Here is a 21,309-nt window from a genome sequence, read left to right on the forward strand (position 1 = left end):
TTATTCAAGAAGCACTCTTCATATGAGAACTACGTTGTTCCTTTTGATAATTAACAATAATAATCCCAGAAGTGACCATCATTAAACCAATAAATACAAGATAAGATAAAACTTCATTCAGCATGATTGATGATAAAATCACCCCAAAAACAGGCACTAAAAATAAATACATAGATACTTTTCCAACTTGATTATATTTCATGACATTATTCCAAAGTATAAATCCAACAGCTGATAACATCGATAAATAAACTAACATACCAAACGTTTTCAAATCAAATTGGAACGGGAAAAACCCTGCCGTAAAGCCCCCGATTAACAACAAACCAACAGAACCAATCATCATTTGATACGCTGTCAAATAAGCAACATCCACTTTCTTTGCAGCTTCCTTAGCAAGCACATTACCATACCCACCAAAAGCCATTGCAAACAATAACAAAATCTCGCCAATCCCTAAATGTAAAGAAAGAGTCCCCTTCGTTATATTAACGATAATAACACCAACAAACCCAACCGTTACACCAACAATCTTACGCAAATTTAACCGATCATTCTTATACATAAAATGCGCAGCCAAAAGCTGAAAAAACGAAGTAGTCCCAGCAATAATCGAACCCTGAACCCCCGTAGAAAAACTCAACCCTATATAAAACAGCACATACTGTAAAAAAGTCTGAAACAACCCAACTTTCCCCACAACAAAAAAAGTATCTCGCCTAAAAGTTAACTTTCTTCCTATTAAAGTAAAAATGACCAAAATCAACAAAGAAGCCAAAAAGAAACGATAACCAGCAAAAATCATCTGCTTCCAAATCTCATTCTTCCCAATATGCAAATGCGCATAACTCAACTTAATAAACGGAAATGCACTCCCCCACAAAAAAGTCGTAACAACCGCCGACCCAATCACTCCCAAAGGATGCGTAAAAAATCTCTTAGCTGACATTGCTTCCCTCCATATGCCTTTTCTCTCTATAAATACAGTCTATTCTATCATTTATTTGGGGATTCTATCTATTTGTTTTTGAGTTTTGAGGGTATGTTTGGGGTGGATTGGGGTTTTGTTTATGAATTTGTGTATTAAATCGACGGAGGAGAGCAGTTTATCGACTGATTTACGCATTATTTCGACGAAGGAAAGCAGTTTATCTACGGATTTGCGCATTATATCAACGAAGCGAAGCACTTTATCAACGGATTTGCGCATTATTTTGACATAAAAAGCCGTATATCAACGAGGAAAAGCAATTTATCAACGGAGTCACCCATTATATCAACGGGAGATTGTAATATATCAACGGAGTTCACAGCTTTATCAATATAGTTCAAATTTTGTTCGCTTTTTCCGAGCTCGTCTACCCCAATTAGTCTTCTAATCGAAACAAGTATTTTGTACCTTTTTTATGTCCTGTTTGTTTTAAATTTAACGACTTTAATAAATTTGAGGCAATTGAACCGGATGATAGTTGTAAAAATTCTCTACATTGTTGATTCGTAATTGTTTCATTAATTAAAAATGCAAAATCATATAATGCCTGCTTATGAGCATCTATTGATTTGTATGAGCATACACAATTCCACTGCCCCAATTGACGCTTCATTTGATTACTGCACTTAGGGGAAATTACCCCTTTAAGAATTTCGTTTTCTAATATGTTATATTTCTAAAACACATTCGGGTTCAATGAAACATGGTACTTTAATAGAGCTTTAGAAATTTTTTTTATTTGATTACTTGAAAGGGACTGCTTTTCTACGATTTCATTAAGTTTTTGTACCTTTAATGGTAGGAGCTCTGTATGAAATACGTTTTCTAGAATCTTATTATTACGAAGTGTGGTTTTTATAACTGAAGAAGAATTACTAATCAGGATAAATGAGTAAATTGGAGGAACAACTAATTTGAGTTTTTGAAGAAAAGTTTGCAAATGCTTCTGTTGTCGATTTACTTGTAAAATAGGGTTTGGAAAATTCTCTTCCTTATCATCGTGAATTCGTATAAATTGATTGAAGTCTTTCTCGAAAATAATATTCCCCAGTATATTCTTCACTTCTAAAATAAGAATATAATTGCAAGTTAGCAGCAAAGTGTCAATTTGAAAGAAATGATTTTCTTCATTTTTTAATCTTATATTATGTAAAATACTGAACTCGTCTTTGGGTAATAGCTCTAAGTAGAAATCAATTTTTTTCTCACCTGTAAATCCTGCCTTCATTTTCATAAAATCACTCTCAATTTTGTATCTAGCTGGATGATTACTTGGCAACCTCCTTAAAAGAGCTTCCAGTTTCTTTAAAATCAATGGTGTTTTTCTCTCTTTAACAATCAAAACATCACTCCTCTACACTTTTATCACTACATCTTCATTATCTAATGAAACTAGGTAGCTTTTCCTTACGAATTGTGACTGTTTTTCAAATGATTGCCCAGAATTCATTAGCGTTAAATCAATGAATTTCTCAATTTCTCAATATATCAACGGGAATCAACAATATATCAACGACCTTACACACTATATCAACGAGTAAAGCTTATATATCAACGGAGTTCACAACTTTATCCATATTGTTCAAATTCTGTTCGCATCTTTACCAGGATCCACTCTTTCAAACCCTGTTCGCCCCGCCCCCTCACACTCCAAATCAAAAACATTAAAAATTTTTTAATCCAATAAGCAAATTTTTTCATCACAATTAAACTAATGTGTTAATATATAGTTAATAAGAATAATTTTAAATAAGTAAATAAACAACTTAGAGATTAAATAAATAGTAAGTCTTTATAAAATGTACGCTGCTGTCCTAGGACGGCAGCTTTCGTCGTTTTATAAGGGTAGTGAATTTGATTATTTTTCTCAATTGATAATATGAAAGGGGTATTTATTATGGAGGCAAGTCCAAAAGTTTCAACGATTCATACTACATATGAGGCCGAGCATGTGGATTCTTCAACGTTTCTTTCAAAGCATGGTGAGTTAATTGCTGCTTTAGTTTCTGGTGCTTTAATTCTAGTTGCTTCATTCGGAACAAAAGAACATTCGATGATGTCGATTATATTATATGTTTTAGCTTTTTGTATTGGTGGGTATGCGAAGGCAAAGGAAGGTATTGAGGATACGATTGCTGAAAAGGAATTAAACGTAGAAATGTTAATGATCATTGCTGCTGTTGGTTCGGCTGCAATTGGATATTGGACTGAGGGTGCCGTTCTGATTTTCATTTTTGCTTTAAGTGGCGCGCTTGAGACGTATACGTTAAATAAGACAAATAAAGAGATTTCTTCTTTATTGTCGATTCAGCCGCAAACGGCGATTCGTTTAGTTGGTGATGTTGAAGAAGTTGTTAGCATTAAAAGTTTAAGCATTGGAGATTCGATTTTGATTAAAGCTGGGGAGCGTATTCCTGCTGATGGTCAGATTATTAAAGGTGAAACTTTAGTTGATGAATCAGCTCTTACTGGTGAATCGATTCCGGTCGTTAAAAATTTAAAGGATGAAGTTTTTGCTGGAACAATTAATATTAAGGGTACGCTTGTTGTTGAGATTACTAAGCATAGTGATGAGACTCTTTTCCAAAAAATCATTAATCTTGTTCAAACAGCTCAAAGTGAACAAACCCCTTCTCAGCAATTTATTGAGAGATTCGAAGGGGTTTATGTTAAAGGTGTATTAATTGTCGTACTGTTTATGATGTTTTTACCGCATTTTGCATTGGATTGGTCATGGACGACAACATTTTATCGAGCAATGATTTTATTAGTTGTTGCTTCTCCTTGTGCACTTGTAGCTTCCATTACACCGGCTGTATTATCAGCAATTTCAAATGGAGCAAAATCTGGAATTCTCGTTAAGGGTGGTATTCATTTAGAGCGTTTAGGTGTTTTAAAGGCAATTGCGTTCGATAAGACTGGTACATTAACAATTGGTAAACCAGAAGTTACAGGTTTTGAAAAAGTAGAAAATTTAGATCGAACTGAGTTATTATCAATCGTTGCTTCTATTGAAAGATATTCAACTCATCCATTAGCTGCAGCTATTGTTGATTATGCGACGAAGGAAGGAATCACAGTTTCATCATCTTTCGAACAAATTGATGACCATCCTGGTTTCGGTGTTTCTGCTGTTTTAAATGGTACGGAATACAAAGTTGGTAAAAAAGAATTCGTTACGATGAAACAAAATCCATTACTACATTTTGAACAACAGTGGGAACAAGAAGGCAAAACAATTGTTTATGTTGGTACTGAGGATCAAGTCGTTGCGATTTTCTCATTAAAAGATTTAGTTCGTAATGAGTCAAAACAGGCTTTATCTACTTTAAATAAACTAGGTGTTCAAACAGTCATGATTACAGGTGACTCTGAACAAACTGCAAAAGCGATTGCTGCAGAAAGTGAAATCAATGAATACTTCGCATCTTGTCTACCGGATGAAAAAGTATCGATTGTTAAAAAGCTAAAAGAAAACTATGGCCAAGTAGCAATGGTTGGTGACGGAATAAATGATGCACCTGCTCTTGCGACTGCTAATGTTGGAATTGCAATGGGTGGCGGAACTGGCGTAGCTTTAGAAACTGCTGATGTAGTTTTAATGAAAAACGATTTAACAAAAATTTCAAAAGCGATCACATTATCAAAACGTATGAACAAAATTGTAAAGCAAAATATTATCTTTTCTCTTACAGTAATCGCATTTCTAATTTGCTCGAATTTCCTACAAATCATTGACCTCCCTTATGGAGTAATCGGTCATGAGGGTAGCACAATTTTAGTTATCCTTAACTCATTAAGATTATTAAGAGATTAAAAAAAAACGCATCGTACTCATACTGTACGATGCGTTTTTTTGACTGAATTGACGGTAATGAGCAATGCAAGCAGGCAAAGTGCGCATTTTCTCTTCAGTCTAAATATTAATGATAATCATTATGTCCGTTTGCAGATCCACTCGTTTTGTTCTTTGGATGAGAGCTACTTTTTTGCTTCTTATTAGATTTATCATTATGATTTTTCTTATTGTTACTCATACTTATTTTCCTCCCTTTATTGAAGTCTTTTTTAGTTTACCTGTTTAAAAAAAGACTACTCATGGAAGAAAACGCCATTATTATAGAAGAAACTATTTCGGGCCTTGCTGTTTTGGGTCAATTAATTTAGGTTTAGGTTTGATCTTGCCATATTGTCGTTCTTTGATTAAAGCATTTAATTCACCGCCAATTATGACAACCATCGCCGATATGAAAAACCAAATCATTAAAACGATAATTCCACCTAAACTTCCATAATGACTTGTGAAATTGCCGAAATTGTCTACATAAAAGGCAAAGCCAAACGAAGAAATAATCCATCCTAAAGTTGCAAAAAGTGATCCAAAGAAAACTTTTTTAATGTGGACAACCTTACTCGGTCCAATTGAATATAAAACAGTAAATACAATTAACAAGATTACAAAACTTAGTGTCCATCGAATGATGCTCCAAGTATAAAGGAAATCATTTGATATGCCTAAAAATTCAAATACAAATTTGGCAATAACTTTTCCAAATACCGGTATTAATAACGCAAACACGATCACAAAAATCATAATAATTGTTAAAATAATCGAAACCCCTCTTGTAACAAAGTAATTTCGTTTATCTTCTACATTATAAGCATCATTTAGTGCTCGAATGATTGCATTAATACCATTAGACGACGCCCAAAGTGTTGCGATTACCCCTACTGATAACACGCCACCATGTGATTGACCAATTATTAATTGTAAGTTACTTTTGATAATTGCCATTGCATCTGGTGGAGCATATTGACTTAAGAAAGACATAATCTCATCAGTAGTGAGTGGTAAAAAGGTAATAACCTGTGTTAGAACAATTAGAAATGGAAAAAGAGATAGCATTAGATAATATGCTAGCTCTGCTGAACGAGATGCTATTTCGTCTTCCATACACTTTTTCGTTAAATCCCAACCAAATGCTACAATAGAATTTTTTTTGTTAATCAAATTGACACCTTCAATTGTTATTCTTTAGATGTACTACCTGCCAATAAAATTGATTCAACTTTCTCTTGTACTTCATCTGCATTTTCTTCAGTAATATCTTCAATACCTTCAAGAGAAGCTTCTAACTGCTCATCTGTTTCAGAAGATTCGTTCTCGTGAGTTACCTCATGAGAAGTCGCTGAAATTTGCGATTTACCTTCTTCTAGATCGATTGAATCTTCAATTTTTTCTTCAACAGCCTCAACAGCCTTCTCAGAAACCTTTGTAGATCCTTTATCGAACTTATTTAATGTAGAATCTTTAATTTCGATCCACTTGTCTTTTACAAGCTGAACATTACCTTCTAATTTTTCAACTGAGCTTTGAACAACTCTCAATTGATTTCTTACAGCACCTTTTACGATTTCTGGATCTTCTTTAATTTGATTTAATTTGTTTGTAACGCTTCTTCCCTTACGTGAGATTTTCTCACGATTTTCCTTGTTAAGTAAGGAAACTCCTGCACCAATTGCGACTCCGACTAGAATATTGCGTAAAGCTTTGTTACGTTTTGACATTCTACATCCTCCTCTAAACTGTTAATTGGTGTTGCTTTAAAATATGTTGAAGTAAATGTGAACATCCTTCAGTTACGATGTCATATACTTCATTAAAATTACCCGTATAATATGGATCAGGCACTTCCTTCCACATTGATGCTGGAACATAATCTGAAAGTAGTGAAATCTCTCCTATACAATTATTTCTTGCTAAATTCACTAAATCCTCTTTATTCTGTGCATCCATAGCAACAATATAACTAAAATATTTAAAGTCATTATCTGTCACTTTTCGAGCTTTCATACCCTCGCAATTTATACCCTTTTCGCTTAATAATCCTTGTGTTCCCTTATGAGGAGGGTGACCTAAATGCCAATCCCCAGTACCCGCTGAGTCTATCATAAATTGTTTTTCTAACCCTTTTTCTGTCACTAAATGACGAAAAACAGCCTCAGCCATTGGCGAACGACAGATGTTACCTAAACAGACAAATAATACTTGTATCATCTCGATGTCTCCTTCAAATTATTTACACTTCTACCAAAAATTAGCTGTTTGTTCCGTATTCATTCTACCACGGTATATTTTAAAATGAAAAGCAAGCTATTGTGAATAATTTATGGACAGTATAAATAAGATAAAAGTTATAATGCTTATTTTTTACATAATAGCTATGTTTACACTTACTTTTTAAAAATAATTTTAATTAAAGCGTAAAAAATTTAATTTTTACAGATAAATTAATTGTATTTTTAAACCACCTTGACTATATTTAGTAGAGACAACTAAATGTACGCTGATCCACAAGGGGAGCCAATTGGCTGAGAGTGAATAGAATAGCTATTCTTACCCTTCGAACCTGTTAGTTAATACTAACGTAGGGATGTGGCACGATGAAAAGCAACACTGGGATCATCATGCTACCCGTGTTGCTTTTTTATGTATTTCAACTCGAAATCCCAAACTGTGGAAACGACTCTCAAAAAAGTGTTTCACTACATAAGTTGTCCACGAATAAAGGGGGAAATATAAATGAAGACATCAAAGATTCAATTAATGGCAGAAATAGCGATGTGTGCAGCACTTGCAATCGTATTCGACTTCTTACCACTATTTACTGCACCTCAAGGAGGATCCGTATCACTAACAATGATTCCAGTTTTCCTAATCGCTTTCCGTTGGGGATTAAAACAAGGCCTAATTACTGGACTATTACTAGCAATTCTACAACTAATCACAAAACCTTATTATGTACATCCAATACAAATATTCTTAGACTATATCGCAGCATTTACAAGCATAGGCTTAGCAGGTCTCGTATTTAAACAAGTAAAAAACAACTTAGCAAACGGCAAAAAAACAAGCGCAGCAGTTTACATTATTATAGGAACATTTATCGGCTCACTAGCTCGTTTCATCTGCCACTTTATCGCAGGAGTTGTATTTTACGGCTCATACGCACCAAAAGGCACTCCGGTTTCACTTTATTCATTAGTATATAACGCTTGGTATATGGTTCCTTCATTTATAATTAGTGCTGTTTTATTAATTATCTTACTTTCCTCAGCACCGATTCTTGTTAACGTTAAGAAAAATCGAAATCAAGCAGCTTAACACAGTTATATAGGAAGAAAAAATAAATTCAGACTGAAAATCACAAGTTTAGCTTGTGATTTTTTGTTTGTTTTGGTTAGTATATTCTCGAACTGGGCCAGTTTTTAGCAATATATCAATAAAATGGCACTTAATTAACGGCCGATGTCATATCTCAACGGAATTGAGCATTATATCAACGTGAATCTGCACTTTAACAACGGGATTGTACATTATATCAACGAGGATCTGCACTTTTTCAACGGGATTGTACATTATATCAACGAGAATAAGCATTATATCAACGAGAATAAGCATTATATCAACGAGAATAAGCATTATATCAACGAAGTTCACAACTTTATCAATATAGTTCACACTGTGTTCGTTTTTTCAATTTACCCACACTGTATTTCAACGCACAGCAGCTCCCCTTAGAGCCCCGAAACACTTTTATGCACAAAAACCTCTACTTTATGAACAAATCCCACCCATTTACGCACAAAAATCAACGTTTTATGCACAAAGTACACCCTGTGTTCGCTTTTTCAATTTCCCCCCACACTGTATTTCAACACAAAGCAGCACCCCTTTAGGGCCCGAACCACTTTCACTCACAAAGTACCTATCCCCCCTCCTTCACCCAGTTACCCCAAGCCCAAATCAAAATATTCCTCTAAAATTTGAACACTTTGTGAATTTTAGTTATCTGTCCTTTTCTTCAATCATATATATAAAATACAGAAAATTTTCGAAGGGGGTATTTACAATGGCTTACGATGTGCTCATCTTTTTCTTTTACGTGATTATTCTTTTAGGTATGATTGGTTCATTTTTCTTAGTATTAAAAAATGCGTTTAATGAGGATGATGCAGTTAGAATTGATCCTAAGCTTTCCCCTCACAATGTAAATCTGCATTCATAACTTAAGCGTGTTCGTTTTATTAAATGAATTAAGTCTGTTGACTTGTGTTTTCAATCAATTAAATAATCATAAATTCATGCTATTTAATAAATCGTAAACTGGGTGCCTCATCTGTCGGGATGTCTGACAGATGGGTGCCTTTTTTTGTGAAAATAAATAGAAAAAGACCTTAATATTAATTTCAGACCAAGGCAGTTTGGCTTGGTATGAAATTAATATTCGGTCTTTTGATTTAACGATGATAAGAGATTCCATTTTTTATCCCTTACTCCGGTAAAGAAATGGAATCCTCGTCCACTATTTTTAGTGTATATTTTATCAGTAAGTTTTTGAAACGACACCAATAAATGGTACCAATTTTGAACGTGGAATATTATTCCTTATCTATGAAAAGAAAACGATATTTTATAGGTTACAGTTACGTTATTTAAATAATATTACCCCAAACAATTAGTAAAATATAAAAGAATACCATAGCACTTACTTTCATTAATGATTTTCTATTTTGATAGATTCCGTAAATCCAAAGCATTGTAAAAAATACAAAACCTATTTTTCTTATAGGTGTTGGATCATTCAGCACTTCAAATGTGTTTATTATTAAAAATAATAAAATCATTAAAAAAAGGGCTATAATCAATACCCTATATTTTTTCAAGATTCTTACCACCTTTATTTAACAGTCGTTTTTTAAATTATACATTATATTTTTCTATTAAAAGGAGAAAGAAAATGAAGAAACAATTACACTTTTACTAACGGGCTCTTTACCATTTACAGTAAACGCAGAGGAAAATACTGCATTAGAAAGTTGGGAAAACGTTATTGAAGAAGCGCAAGAACAAGAATTTTTCTCTAGTGTGACAGAGATTGCTGAATATGATGAAAACCAACAGCTTGTGGCAAAAACAATTATTGAAGAAGGCTCACCAAGCCATCCGTTAATACAATCACGTGTGGTGGTTAATGAAGGAGTTAGTATGAATTATAAATTAATTGATACATTTACTGGTTCTTCAAAAGTTATAAGTAGTTTAAGTGATTGGACATACAGTTTTGCATCTGCATATATTCCAGAAAAATTTCTAAAAAAAACATGGTCTAAGGCTGCAGCAACAGCAACACTTAATGCTTTATATAATGCTTCAGCTATAAAATATTACACAATAAAGATCTACCAAACAAAAGATTCTATGTATTACTATGGTAAGGCTATATCCTATGAATATTCAGACTCCGCAAAAACTAAGTTAGCAAAAACAATTACACATCTTTCAAAAGTAGCAAAATGAATTAAATTCGTTCAATAAATAGCAGACCAGTTTAACTAGTTCTGGCAGTCTTATTTTTTTGAACTTCCAATCTTATTGATGGTTTTCTATTTTAATATAATGCTACCTACCAATTTAACGTTAAATTTACTAATTGTTGTCTTAGCTATCAAATATTACCATGACTATTATCGGTCATTATCAGTTAAGATTGTGTATATGGTTTTTTAATCTTTTACATCATTTAGAGGAGGTATTTTAATGGAAACATCATCCATCTCAAAAACGACTGTTGATGTGCTAAACAAGCAAATAGCAGACTGGAATATTCTATTTGTAAAGTTGCATAACTATCACTGGTATGTAAAAGGTCCAAATTTTTTCACTCTACATACTAAATTTGAAGAATTTTACAACGAGGCGAGTTTACATATTGATGAGCTAGCGGAGCGAGTGTTAATAATTGGTGGAAAGCCACTTGGAACAGTGAGAGAATATCTTGATACTTCATGTATAAAAGAAGCGAATACAAATGTTACTGCTGATGAAATGGTACAGGACATTGTTAAAGACTTTAAATACTTAATTGAAGAATTAAAAGATGGTATGGAAATTGCAGAGCTTGAATCTGATTCTGTAACCCATGATTTATTATTAACAATTCGAGAAAAGCTTGCTAAGCATGTTTGGATGTTAACAGCTTATTTAAATTGATCATTTGTAAAACTTTAAGGCTAAATTAAGAAAAACAGAGTAAAGTAAGTTGGAGAGTTGACCATTTTACTTCACTCTGTTTTTTCTTTTCTTATATTTTTACTAAAATTATAGTTTAGTTGACCCCCATTTTTTAACTAAATTCTTATTTTCCTATATAAAAACGGGTATAAAGTACTAGGAATATCAAACTACAAAATTTCCCTCTATATTATATTTTCCACAAAATTCTTACAATTTACGACAAACTTCTTCTTTTTTCTATCTTTTTTTCAAACACATCTTATTGACTATTTCAACCATATAAATGTAAACGTTTTCATAATTAACAAATCCTACTGCCTCTTATTTTAATTAATATATCAACCTTTTTATCGTGTCCCCATTACAAATTTTCCCTATTTATTGACTAGTTGAACAGGTTTAAATTCAAATTCTAGTTAAAAAGGACTATTTATTACAGGCTTTGATACCGTATTGAAACATTCGCGTAATAATATTATACTTATAAAAATTCTAAATAAACCAACAATTTGCTCATGATATCGCGAAAGGAGATACGATATGTCAAAACCTCTTTTGGAAATCGAACATTTAACGACATCGTTTCGAATAAACAACCAATATTATCCTGCTGTAGATGATGTGTCATTGACTGTCCATGAAAATGAGATTCTCGCAATTGTAGGTGAATCTGGCTGTGGTAAAAGTGCACTAGCCCTCTCAATTCTTGGACTACATTCAAATAATCGTACAAAAATGAATGGATCAATCTCTTACAAGGGTACGAATTTACTAACACTAAATGATAGTAAATTAAATAAGATTCGAGGTAAGGAAATCGGAATGATTTTCCAGGAACCTCTAACTGCTTTAAATCCGCTAATGACGATTGGTAAACAAATTGAAGAGAACTTAGATTACCATACTGATTTATCAAAATCACAGAAAAAAGAGCGTGCACTAGAGTTACTTAATCAAGTTGGTATTCCGAAACCAGAGGTTACTTACAAACAGTACCCACATGAATTATCTGGTGGGATGAGACAGCGTGCAATGATTTCGATTGCAATTGCTTGTAATCCGTCATTCATTATCGCTGACGAGCCTACTACCGCTTTAGATGTAACGATACAAGCTCAAATTTTAGATTTACTAAAAGAAATTCAAAAGACAACGAAACTTGGAATCATTTTAATTACTCATGATTTAAGTGTAGTTGCTGAAGTAGCAGACCGAGTTGCTGTTATGTATGCTGGACAAATTATTGAGACTGGTTCAGTAGAAGAAATACTAAATAATCCATTACACCCATACACACGATCACTATTAAACTCTATTCCTACTACTCATTCAAAAAATCAAAGACTTCATATTATTGAAGGCACTGTGCCACCATTAGACAAACTACCTAGAAACGGCTGTCGATTCAGCCACCGTATTCCTTGGATTCAATCTTATGCTCATGAAAATCAACCTAACTTGCACGAAGTCACACCAAATCATTATGTACGTTGTTCTTGTTATAAGCATTTCCATTTCAAGAACGAGAAAGGAGCACCGATCGTAAATGTCTCTATTAAAGGTTGATAACTTAAAAGTACATTACCCTATTCGCGGTGGTATCTTTCGAACAGTTGTAGATCACGTTAGAGCTGTTGATGGAATTTCATTTGAACTTAGCGAAGGCGAAACATATGGCCTAATTGGAGAATCTGGTAGTGGAAAATCTACTGCGGGTAAAGCGATTTTACAATTAACGAAGGCTACACATGGAAGTATTGAGTTTTTAGACAAAGACTTAATAGAGTTAAATAAAAATCAATTACGAGCATTTCGCCAAGAAATTCAAATGATCTTTCAAGACCCATACTCTTCTCTAAATCCTAAAAAGCGAATTATTGATTTAGTTGCAGAACCTTTAAGAAACTTTCAAAGTTTAACGCCGGATGAGGAGCGTGAAAGAGTTCTTTATTATCTAGATAAAGTAGGTCTATCACCTGAGTCTCTGTACAAATATCCGCATGAATTTTCTGGCGGTCAACGTCAACGTATTGGGATTGCTAGAGCCTTAACTTTACAACCAAAGTTAATCGTTGCAGATGAGCCAGTTTCAGCATTGGACGTTTCTGTACAAGCACAAGTACTTAACTTCCTACAAGATTTACAGGAAGAATTCAAATTAACTTATTTATTTATCGGTCATGACTTAGGTGTTATCCGCCATTTATGTGATCGAATTGGTGTTATGTATCGCGGTAGACTTGTTGAAGAAGGCACTACTGACGATATATTAAATAACCCGCAACATATCTATACTAAACGCTTAATCGCAGCAATACCTGACATTCGTCCAGAAGTTAGAGAAGAAAAAATTATTGCAAGACAAGTAGTTCGAGAAGAATACCAACAAAACTTTTCTTCTTACTTTGATGAAAATGGTCGACCATTTGATTTAAAGGCAATATCAGATACTCATCGAGTAGCATTACCATAGAAAGGAGTAACGAATATGTTGAAATTTATCATCCGACGTATACTCATCATGATTCCACAGCTTCTAATCTTGAGTATACTAATCTTTGCACTTGCAAAAGCCATGCCAGGTGATGCTCTAACTGGTCGATCAATTAACCCAAAAGCTAATCCACAGGAAATTGAAAAGATTCGTGAAGAAATGGGCTTAAATGATCCTGCTTATGTTCAGTATTATCATTGGATTAAAAACGTAGCAAAAGGTGATTTTGGTATTTCATATACACACAAAATCAACGTAGTCGACGTAATTGGCGACCGTATTGGCAATACAGTATTACTTGCTTTATGCGTATTTATTGTGACTTATTTATTAGCTATTCCATTTGGGATTATTAGTGGACGGTGGAATGACACCTGGGCCGATAATCTAATAACCGGGTATAACTATGTAGGTTTTGCTACCCCACTCTTTATTTTTGGATTAATTATGTTATTTATTTTCGGATTTTATTTAGACCTATTTCCAACAGGTGGTAGCGTAGACCCTCAGATTGCTGATGGGACATTTGCTTATTATGTAAGTAAATTAGATCATCTTGTTTTACCAACTTTATCAGGTGCACTAATTTCAACTGTAGGTATTTCTCAATACTTACGCAGTGAAATTATTGATACAAAAGTTAAAGATTTCGTAAGAACTGCAAGATCAAAAGGTGTTCCTGAATCAAAGGTTTATTCTAGACATATTTTACGTAATTCATTCTTACCAATCGCTGCATTTCTAGGTTATGAGATTACTGGTTTAATAGCTGGTTCAGTATTTTTAGAATCAATTTTTGGATATCCAGGAATTGGACAGCTGTTTGTTAAATCCGTTATGTTACGTGACTTTACCGTTGTAAATGCACTTGTTTTAATGACATGTCTTGCAACACTTTTTGGAACATTAATCTCAGATATTATTCTAAGCATCGTGGATCCACGTATACGGATTGATTAAGGTAGGTGACACTTATGGAATTAAAAATCGAAAATCAAAATCATATAGTTGAGAAGCGAAAAAGTTCATCTGGATTTAGTGTTATTTGGGCAGAATTTAGACGAGATAAGTTAGCTTTAGGTTCTCTTATCCTACTTGGCTTAATAATATTATTCGTGTATGGTACTTCGCTTGTACTAGATCAAAACCAAATTGTTAAAGTTGACTTTCTATCAATCTATCAGCCCCCTTCATCTGCTCATTGGCTAGGTACTGATTACGGGGGACGTGATATATTCGGGCAACTAATAATTGGGACTAGGAATTCCTTTACAATCGGATTTTTCATCACAATTATTACGAATATCCTAGGCCTAGCACTAGGATTAGTAGCTGGTTACTTTGGTGGTTGGGTTGATGGAGTTGTCATGCGTATTATTGACTTCTTCTTATCTTTACCAACACTAATGTTAATTATCGTATTCGTTACTGTTGTGCCTACATTCTCAATCGTAAATTTCATCTTAATAATGAGTCTATTTTTATGGACAGGTAAGGCAAGATTAATTCGTTCAAAAGTATTATCAGAAAGCGAATTAGATTATGTTGCCGCTGCTAAAGCAATTGGCACGCCGAACTGGAAAATCATTATTTCACACGTTTTACCAAATGTAAGTTCATTAATTATCGTTGCATTTACGTTAAACCTAGCAGGAAATATTGGAATTGAATCTGGGTTAACATTCCTTGGATTTGGTTTACCAGAAAGTACTCCAAGTTTAGGAACACTAGTAAGTTATGCAACAAACCCTGATGTTTTACAAAACAAGCTGTGGATTTGGCTACCTGCATCGTGCATGATTTTAGTGCTCATGCTGAGTATAAATTTCATCGGTGAAGCGCTAAAGCGTGCTGCTGATGCAAGACAAAGAAGAGGTTAAGAAACCATTAAAGGAGAGTGGAAATATGAAAAATGCAAAAGGATTTTCTAAGGTTTTAAGCGCAATGGCAGTATCTATGTTAATTCTATCTGCTTGTAAGGGCGGGGACACAAAAACAACGTCTACAACTGCTAAAGTAGATCAAGCTGCTTTCCCAATTAAAGTAACGAATAACAAAAAATCAATCGCAGGTGGCACTTTAAAATACGGTTTAGTATCTGACACGCCATTTGAAGGTATTTTAAATACAGTTTTCTATGAAGGCGATCCAGATTCTCAAGTTCTTCAATTCTTTGATGAGGCACTTCTTTCAACAGATGAAAACTATATTTATGACCAAGATGGTGCTGCTACATACAAATTAAGCGATGATAAAAAGACAATTACTTTAACAATTCGCGATAATGTAAAATGGCACAATGGTGACCCTGTAACTGCTTCAGATTTAGAGTACGCTTACCTTGTAATTGGTAGCCCGAAATATACTGGTGTACGTTATGACTCACAAATGTCTATGATCGAAGGTATGGAAGATTACCATAACGGTAAAGCAAAATCGATCTCTGGGGTAAAAGTAATTGACGACCACAACATCTCAATTACATTCAAAGAAGCAAACCCATCAGTACTTACTGGTTTATGGACTAACCCACTACCTAAAAAATATTTAGGAAATGTACCAATCGATAAATTAGCATCATCTGACCAAATTCGTAAAGCTCCAATTGGCTTTGGACCATTCAAAATCAAAAAGATCACTCCAGGTGAAGCTGTAGAATTTGAAGCGAACAAAGATTATTGGAATGGTGCTCCAAAACTTGACGGTGTACTTTTAAAAGTTGTTAACCCAACAATTGCTACATCATCATTACAAAATGGCGACATCGATATCGCGTCTGTTTCAGCTGACCAATACGATCAAGCTAAAAAATTAAAAAATATCCAATTAATCGGTAAAACAGAATTAGCTTACTCTTACATTGGATTTAAATTAGGACATTTCGATGCGAAAAACGGTGTAAACGTAATGGATAATACAAAATTCTCAGATAAACGTTTACGTCAAGCAATGGCTTATGCTATTGACAACAAAGCAGTTGGGGAAAAATTATACAAAGGATTACGAGTGCCTGCAACATCTGTAATTCCACCATCATTCCCTAAATACTTTGATAAAGCATTAAAAGGATACACTCATGATCCAGCAAAAGCTAAACAATTACTTGATGATGCTGGTTACAAAGACGTAACTGGAGATGGCTTACGTGAAGATCCAAACGGTAAACCATTCAAAATCAACTTCGCTTCTATGAGCGGTGGCGATATTGCTGAACCATTAGCACAATTCTACATCCAATCTTGGAAAGATGTTGGCTTAGATGTTCAATTATTAGATGGACGTTTACATGAGTTCAACTCATTCTACGATATGGTAGAAAAAGATAATCCAAAAATCGATATCTTCGCAGCAGCTTGGGGAACAGGTTCTGACCCAGACCCATCTGGAATTTGGGCGAAAAACGCACCATTTAACTACGTTCGTTGGGTAAATCCAGATAACGATAAGTTATTAAAAGAAGGTATCTCAGCTAAAGCCTTTGACGAAAAATACCGTCAAGACGTATACGATCAATGGCAAGAGCTTGTAAATGAAGAAGTACCAGTTATCCCTACTCTATTCCGCTTCGGTTTAGATGGAGTTAACAAACGCGTTAAAGGCTTCGACCTAACTGCTGGTCAAGGCTTCCAAGGTCACTTACAAGACATCTCTGTAACAAGTGCAGAGTCTGAAAAAAATAAATAAGCTTTAAAAATAGGACCGTCTCTTTTGAGATGGTTCTTTTTTTGAGTGTGGATAAGTTGCTGCTCCCCTTTGCTTTGGGATGGTTTCTTGGAAGAAATACGAACACATTGTGTATTTTTCTCCCTCTGAGAGACAAATACTGTGAGTGTGTTGCCAAAAATGCGAACACATTGTGTATTTTGTTGATAAAGCTGTGAACTTTGTTGATATAGTAGGGATTTTTATTGATAAACTACTGATTTTTGTTGATATATCGATGATTTTTGTTGATAAAATTTTTGGGTTCTTTTGAGTGGCTGCTGTGCGTTGAAATATGGCTAGGGATTTTTTGATAGAACGTACATTTTTTGAGGTTGGTTCATAAAACGGTGGCTTTTGTGCATAAATCGTTGGATTCGTTCATAAAGTGCTGAGTTTTGCGCGTAAACTACCTCGGGGTACTTCGGTGCGTTGAAATATAGCGAGAATTATAGATGGCACGTATATTTTACGAACTCTGCTCAATTATCACTTGATCAGGTAGATCCGCTTCCCCTTCTGAGTGACGATTACTTGTAAGTGCTTTGCCAGAAATGCGAACAGATTGTGTAATTTGTTGATAAAGCTGTGAACTTTGTTGATATAATAGGGATTTTTATTGATAAACTACTGATTTTTGTTGATATAATGATGATTTTTGTTGATATAACTCTTGGACTCCTTTTGAGTGGCTGCTGTGCGTTGAAATACGGCTAGCATATTATTGATATCACGTACATTTTGTGAGCTTGGTTCATAAAACGGTGGCTTTTGTGCATAAATCAATAAGTTTCGTTCATAAAGTGCTGAGTTTTGTGCATAAACGACCTCGGGGTACTTCTCTGCATTGAAATATAGTATATTTAAACTCAAAAAGCACGAAAGCTCCATAGACATTATTGATAAAATAGCTAATTCACCAATAAATCCCTTCAATGCACCCTAAAAACCGACCCCAAACCAAATTTACTAAAAAACAATCACACCGCAAATAAAACAAAAAAACCCGCCAGGAAGCCTAACCTCCTCGCGGGCTCTATCTAATTAATAAAATCAGTCTCAAAAACCGAAATATTAACTTACCTTCCTACCTTCTTCTTGCTCATGCTTTTCAATCTTATGTCTAGCGGAGAAATGGTAATAGATTAAACATAGAATCATAAATGGAATACCACAGTACAATGCAATGCGTTGGTCTGGGATAAATGCAAGGCTGATCATTACAGCCACATTTAACACTAGTGCGACAATTGGAACGATTGGGTATAGAGGAGTTTTGTATTTTAAGTCCTCTAATTTTCCACCTTCTTGAATGTATTTCTTTCTACCTAAAAGATTTGATAATGCAATGCTTGCCCAAACAAATAGGCAGCCAAATCCTGCAATTGATAGTAGCCATAGATAAACTGTGTCTTCTGCGTAAATACCACTTAATAGAGATAAGCATCCAAAAAACATACTAAAAGTTAAAGCGTTTAAAGGTACACCATTTTTAGTTAGTTTTCCTAATTTCGAACTAACCATTCCTTTTTGAGCCATTGAGTACATCATACGTGATGTTGCGTATAAACCTGAGTTAGCAACTGATAGAACCGCTGTAATAATAACAAAGTTCATAATATCTGCTGCATATGGAATACCGATGTTATCAAATACTACTACGAATGGACTATCTACTAATCCAGCTTTCTCCCAAGGGAATAAGCCTGCTAAAACAAATATTGATAAAATAAAGAATACTAGAATTCGCCATACAGTGTTATTAATTGCTTTAGGTACAGCTTTTGCTGGATCTTCACTTTCACCAGCTGCAATCCCTACTAATTCACTTCCCTGGAATGAGAAGTTAACTGCAACCATTGTGACCATAATCGCTAAAAAGCCATTCGGGAAAAGTCCGCCGTGGTCTGTAAAGTTAGAAAGCATTGGAGCCTTTGACCCTTCCACAGGTACAATGCCAAACATTACTGCTCCACCTAAAACTATAAATAGAACAATTGTCACTACTTTAATACTAGCAAACCAAAATTCAACTTCAGCAAAACTTCTAGTTGAAAGTGCATTTATTGCGAATAATATTACCCCGAATACTACACACCAGATCCAAGTCGGTACATCTGGAAACCATCTTTTCATTAACATACTAACTGTAATTAACTCTAAACCGATTGTTACCGACCAGTTTAACCATGCCATCCATCCAACTACATAACCTGACGCTGGTGAGATATATTTAGTTGCATAAGTTTGATAAGAACCAGCATCTGGTAAATTAACTGCTAATTCTCCTAAACATAGCATAGTTAAGTACATTACGAATCCACCTACTAAGTAGGCTAATATTGCTCCACCTGGGCCAGCTTCACTAATTGTATAGCCTGATCCCATAAACAAACCTGTCCCAATAACTCCCCCAAGAGCAATCATAAACAAGTGTCTACTTTTAAGCTCTTTCTTTAACCCTTGTTCTTGTTGTTTCATGAAAGTCCCTCCTCTAGATGCAAATTGTGCGCATAAGTTAAAATATTCTGATATAACAGAATGCAGACTCCCCCGAATCCCATAATGAACACTAAAACGCTTTAAATTAACATGTTTTAAGACTAAATTTTCAGATACTAATTGAAAACGCATACAAATTATTCTATTGCAATAATACTTAATTATAAAAATAGATTTTATTATCTGTCAATACAATATAAGTGCTCCAGATGGAAAACCACCTGGAGCGAACCTATTAATCTATTAAACCCATCCGCGGAAACGAGATGCTTCTGCCATTTTACGAATACCAACCATGTATGCAGCCAATCTCATATTTACTTGACGATTAACTGAAGTTTGATAAACACTGTCAAATGAACGCACCATTTTTTCACGTAGCTTTTCAGCAACTTCTTCATCAGACCAGTAGTAACCTTGGTTATTTTGAACCCACTCAAAATAAGAAACAGAAACTCCGCCAGCACTTGCTAATACGTCTGGAACTAATAGAATTCCACGTTCTGTTAATATTTTAGTAGCTTCTAGAGTAGTAGGACCATTTGCAGCTTCAACTACGATTGTTGCTTTAATATTGTGAGCATTTTCAATTGTAATTTGGTTTGAAATTGCAGCCGGAACTAAAATATCACAAGGCATTTCAAGTAATTCTTTATTAGAAATTACATCAGTAAACTGGTTAGTTACTGTACCGAAGCTATCTCTTTTTTCTAATAAACTATCGATATCTAAACCATTTTGATCATATAATGCGCCAAGTGCGTCTGAAATACCAACTACTTTTGCACCTGCTTCAACCATGAATTTAGCTAAGAAGCTACCCGCATTACCAAATCCTTGAACAATGACACTAGCACCCTTTAAATCGATTCCTTTACGCTTCGCAGCTTCTTCGATACAGATTGTTACACCTTGAGCTGTAGCTGTTTCACGTCCTGCTGAGCCACCTAGTACAAGTGGTTTACCAGTAATAAATCCTGGAGAATCAAATTCTTGAATTCTACTATACTCATCCATCATCCAAGCCATAATTTGAGGGTTTGTGTATACGTCTGGTGCAGGGATATCTTTCGTCGGACCAACGATTTGGCTGATTGCGCGAACATATCCTCTACTTAAACGCTCTAACTCATATATTGACATCTTTCTTGGATCACAGATGATACCGCCTTTTCCCCCACCGTATGGTAAATCAACGATACCGCATTTTAAGCTCATCCACATTGATAAAGCTTTTACTTCATCTTCATTTACCTCAGGATGGAAACGAATTCCGCCCTTTGTTGGACCTACAGCATCATTATGTTGTGAACGATAGCCAGTGAAAATTTTCACTGAGCCATCATCCATTCTTACCGGAATTTGTACTGTTAAAAATCGTAAAGGTTCTTTTAATAACTCATAAAGTTCTTTTGAATAACCAAGTTTATGAAGTGCTTCAGAGATTACTTCTTGAGTTGACTCAATTAATTCTCTGCCTTCTTCTTTGATTTTGTTTTGTACTTCATTTTGTGGGATTGTAGTTGTCATTTTTAATCGCTC

20 protein-coding genes and 1 riboswitch are annotated in these 21,309 nt (G+C 34.5%); of the genes, 11 read left to right on the plus strand and 9 right to left on the minus strand.

The genetic code is table 11. The features are described from left to right. Nucleotides 1-4: 4 nt before the first annotated feature. A complete protein-coding gene (locus CN692_RS04780; protein ID WP_098118000.1) occupies nucleotides 5-949 on the minus strand; it encodes a DMT family transporter in 945 nt (314 codons plus the stop codon). A 121-nt stretch (nucleotides 950-1,070) separates the two neighbouring features. Here CN692_RS04780 and CN692_RS26025 point away from each other — a divergent pair, with 121 nt between their 5' ends. Then, nucleotides 1,071-1,223: a hypothetical protein gene (locus CN692_RS26025; RefSeq protein WP_179874371.1), complete on the plus strand. Its 153-nt coding sequence runs from the start codon at nucleotides 1,071-1,073 to the stop codon at nucleotides 1,221-1,223. Between the two features lie 144 nt (nucleotides 1,224-1,367). Here the strand turns inward: CN692_RS26025 and CN692_RS04785 are convergent, their stop codons facing one another. Both CN692_RS04785 and CN692_RS04790 read right to left on the minus strand, forming a co-directional pair. Beyond that, nucleotides 1,368-1,604, minus strand: a complete 237-nt coding sequence (locus CN692_RS04785) for a hypothetical protein (RefSeq protein WP_098118001.1) — start codon at nucleotides 1,602-1,604, stop codon at nucleotides 1,368-1,370. A 63-nt stretch (nucleotides 1,605-1,667) separates the two neighbouring features. Continuing rightward, nucleotides 1,668-2,333, minus strand: a complete 666-nt coding sequence (locus tag CN692_RS04790) for a nuclease-related domain-containing protein (protein WP_098118002.1) — start codon at nucleotides 2,331-2,333, stop codon at nucleotides 1,668-1,670. A 555-nt stretch (nucleotides 2,334-2,888) separates the two neighbouring features. Between CN692_RS04790 and CN692_RS04795 the strand changes: the two genes are divergently transcribed. Beyond that, nucleotides 2,889-4,808 (plus strand): heavy metal translocating P-type ATPase, encoded by a 1,920-nt coding sequence (locus tag CN692_RS04795; RefSeq protein ID WP_098118003.1) that lies wholly within the window; start codon nucleotides 2,889-2,891, stop codon nucleotides 4,806-4,808. Between the two features lie 312 nt (nucleotides 4,809-5,120). Here CN692_RS04795 and CN692_RS04800 read toward each other — a convergent pair whose 3' ends face one another. From CN692_RS04800 to CN692_RS04810, 3 genes are read right to left on the minus strand one after another with little or no spacing between them, the layout of a single operon-like run. Next, a complete protein-coding gene (locus CN692_RS04800) occupies nucleotides 5,121-6,002 on the minus strand; it encodes a YihY/virulence factor BrkB family protein (RefSeq protein WP_257143968.1) in 882 nt (293 codons plus the stop codon). A gap of 17 nt (nucleotides 6,003-6,019) precedes the next feature. After that, on the minus strand, nucleotides 6,020-6,559 hold the full coding sequence (locus CN692_RS04805) for a hypothetical protein (protein WP_098118004.1): 540 nt from the start codon (nucleotides 6,557-6,559) through the stop codon (nucleotides 6,020-6,022). Between the two features lie 13 nt (nucleotides 6,560-6,572). Further along, nucleotides 6,573-7,049 (minus strand): low molecular weight protein-tyrosine-phosphatase, encoded by a 477-nt coding sequence (locus tag CN692_RS04810; protein WP_098118005.1) that lies wholly within the window; start codon nucleotides 7,047-7,049, stop codon nucleotides 6,573-6,575. 289 nt (nucleotides 7,050-7,338) lie between these two features. Beyond that, nucleotides 7,339-7,443, plus strand: a riboswitch (TPP riboswitch). A 131-nt stretch (nucleotides 7,444-7,574) separates the two neighbouring features. Here CN692_RS04810 and thiT point away from each other — a divergent pair. Next, nucleotides 7,575-8,156, plus strand: coding sequence for an energy-coupled thiamine transporter ThiT (thiT, locus tag CN692_RS04815; RefSeq protein ID WP_098118006.1), 582 nt, complete (start codon nucleotides 7,575-7,577; stop codon nucleotides 8,154-8,156). 748 nt (nucleotides 8,157-8,904) lie between these two features. Continuing rightward, on the plus strand, nucleotides 8,905-9,060 hold the full coding sequence (locus CN692_RS26030) for a hypothetical protein (RefSeq protein WP_179865431.1): 156 nt from the start codon (nucleotides 8,905-8,907) through the stop codon (nucleotides 9,058-9,060). A 427-nt stretch (nucleotides 9,061-9,487) separates the two neighbouring features. On the opposite strand, the gene CN692_RS04825 is transcribed toward CN692_RS26030, so the two are convergent. Continuing rightward, on the minus strand, nucleotides 9,488-9,718 hold the full coding sequence (locus CN692_RS04825) for a hypothetical protein (protein ID WP_098118008.1): 231 nt from the start codon (nucleotides 9,716-9,718) through the stop codon (nucleotides 9,488-9,490). A gap of 202 nt (nucleotides 9,719-9,920) precedes the next feature. Here CN692_RS04825 and CN692_RS04830 point away from each other — a divergent pair, with 202 nt between their 5' ends. From CN692_RS04830 to opp4A, 7 genes are all read left to right on the plus strand, one after another. After that, nucleotides 9,921-10,352, plus strand: coding sequence for a hypothetical protein (locus CN692_RS04830; RefSeq protein WP_098118009.1), 432 nt, complete (start codon nucleotides 9,921-9,923; stop codon nucleotides 10,350-10,352). A 240-nt stretch (nucleotides 10,353-10,592) separates the two neighbouring features. Next, nucleotides 10,593-11,045 carry a Dps family protein gene (locus tag CN692_RS04835; protein WP_142317496.1) on the plus strand — a complete coding sequence of 151 codons (453 nt, stop codon included), beginning with the start codon at nucleotides 10,593-10,595 and terminating at the stop codon, nucleotides 11,043-11,045. A gap of 564 nt (nucleotides 11,046-11,609) precedes the next feature. After that, nucleotides 11,610-12,635, plus strand: a complete 1,026-nt coding sequence (locus CN692_RS04840) for an ABC transporter ATP-binding protein (RefSeq protein WP_098118010.1) — start codon at nucleotides 11,610-11,612, stop codon at nucleotides 12,633-12,635. Then, nucleotides 12,616-13,542 carry an ABC transporter ATP-binding protein gene (locus CN692_RS04845; RefSeq protein ID WP_098118011.1) on the plus strand — a complete coding sequence of 309 codons (927 nt, stop codon included), beginning with the start codon at nucleotides 12,616-12,618 and terminating at the stop codon, nucleotides 13,540-13,542. Before CN692_RS04840 ends, CN692_RS04845 begins: the two co-directional genes overlap by 20 nt. A 15-nt stretch (nucleotides 13,543-13,557) precedes the next feature. Further along, nucleotides 13,558-14,523 carry an oligopeptide ABC transporter permease gene (opp4B, locus tag CN692_RS04850; protein WP_098118012.1) on the plus strand — a complete coding sequence of 322 codons (966 nt, stop codon included), beginning with the start codon at nucleotides 13,558-13,560 and terminating at the stop codon, nucleotides 14,521-14,523. Nucleotides 14,524-14,537: 14 nt separating this feature from the next. Continuing rightward, nucleotides 14,538-15,443 (plus strand): ABC transporter permease, encoded by a 906-nt coding sequence (locus CN692_RS04855; RefSeq protein ID WP_098118013.1) that lies wholly within the window; start codon nucleotides 14,538-14,540, stop codon nucleotides 15,441-15,443. 25 nt (nucleotides 15,444-15,468) lie between these two features. Next, nucleotides 15,469-17,247 carry an oligopeptide ABC transporter substrate-binding protein gene (opp4A, locus tag CN692_RS04860; RefSeq protein WP_098118014.1) on the plus strand — a complete coding sequence of 593 codons (1,779 nt, stop codon included), beginning with the start codon at nucleotides 15,469-15,471 and terminating at the stop codon, nucleotides 17,245-17,247. 1,092 nt (nucleotides 17,248-18,339) lie between these two features. Here opp4A and CN692_RS04870 read toward each other — a convergent pair. Continuing rightward, nucleotides 18,340-19,746 (minus strand): amino acid permease, encoded by a 1,407-nt coding sequence (locus CN692_RS04870; protein WP_098118016.1) that lies wholly within the window; start codon nucleotides 19,744-19,746, stop codon nucleotides 18,340-18,342. A gap of 264 nt (nucleotides 19,747-20,010) precedes the next feature. Then, nucleotides 20,011-21,297, minus strand: a complete 1,287-nt coding sequence (locus CN692_RS04875; protein ID WP_098118017.1) for a Glu/Leu/Phe/Val family dehydrogenase — start codon at nucleotides 21,295-21,297, stop codon at nucleotides 20,011-20,013. Between the last annotated feature and the right edge of the window lie 12 nt (nucleotides 21,298-21,309).

It is taken from the genome of Bacillus sp. AFS002410, from assembly GCF_002556365.1.
Lineage (GTDB): Bacteria > Bacillota > Bacilli > Bacillales > Bacillaceae_G > Gottfriedia.

Coding starts and splice junctions, on each gene's coding strand:
- CN692_RS04780 (WP_098118000.1), bottom strand. CDS start 949: ATGTCAGCTAAGAGATTTTTTACGCATCCTTTGGGAGTGATTGGGTCG.
- opp4B (WP_098118012.1), top strand. CDS start 13,558: ATGTTGAAATTTATCATCCGACGTATACTCATCATGATTCCACAGCTT.
- CN692_RS04875 (WP_098118017.1), bottom strand. CDS start 21,297: ATGACAACTACAATCCCACAAAATGAAGTACAAAACAAAATCAAAGAA.
- CN692_RS04810 (WP_098118005.1), bottom strand. CDS start 7,049: ATGATACAAGTATTATTTGTCTGTTTAGGTAACATCTGTCGTTCGCCA.
- CN692_RS04845 (WP_098118011.1), top strand. CDS start 12,616: ATGTCTCTATTAAAGGTTGATAACTTAAAAGTACATTACCCTATTCGC.
- CN692_RS04805 (WP_098118004.1), bottom strand. CDS start 6,559: ATGTCAAAACGTAACAAAGCTTTACGCAATATTCTAGTCGGAGTCGCA.
- CN692_RS26030 (WP_179865431.1), top strand. CDS start 8,905: ATGGCTTACGATGTGCTCATCTTTTTCTTTTACGTGATTATTCTTTTA.
- thiT (WP_098118006.1), top strand. CDS start 7,575: ATGAAGACATCAAAGATTCAATTAATGGCAGAAATAGCGATGTGTGCA.
- opp4A (WP_098118014.1), top strand. CDS start 15,469: ATGAAAAATGCAAAAGGATTTTCTAAGGTTTTAAGCGCAATGGCAGTA.
- CN692_RS04785 (WP_098118001.1), bottom strand. CDS start 1,604: ATGAAGCGTCAATTGGGGCAGTGGAATTGTGTATGCTCATACAAATCA.
- CN692_RS26025 (WP_179874371.1), top strand. CDS start 1,071: ATGAATTTGTGTATTAAATCGACGGAGGAGAGCAGTTTATCGACTGAT.
- CN692_RS04855 (WP_098118013.1), top strand. CDS start 14,538: ATGGAATTAAAAATCGAAAATCAAAATCATATAGTTGAGAAGCGAAAA.
- CN692_RS04840 (WP_098118010.1), top strand. CDS start 11,610: ATGTCAAAACCTCTTTTGGAAATCGAACATTTAACGACATCGTTTCGA.
- CN692_RS04795 (WP_098118003.1), top strand. CDS start 2,889: ATGGAGGCAAGTCCAAAAGTTTCAACGATTCATACTACATATGAGGCC.
- CN692_RS04870 (WP_098118016.1), bottom strand. CDS start 19,746: ATGAAACAACAAGAACAAGGGTTAAAGAAAGAGCTTAAAAGTAGACAC.
- CN692_RS04835 (WP_142317496.1), top strand. CDS start 10,593: ATGGAAACATCATCCATCTCAAAAACGACTGTTGATGTGCTAAACAAG.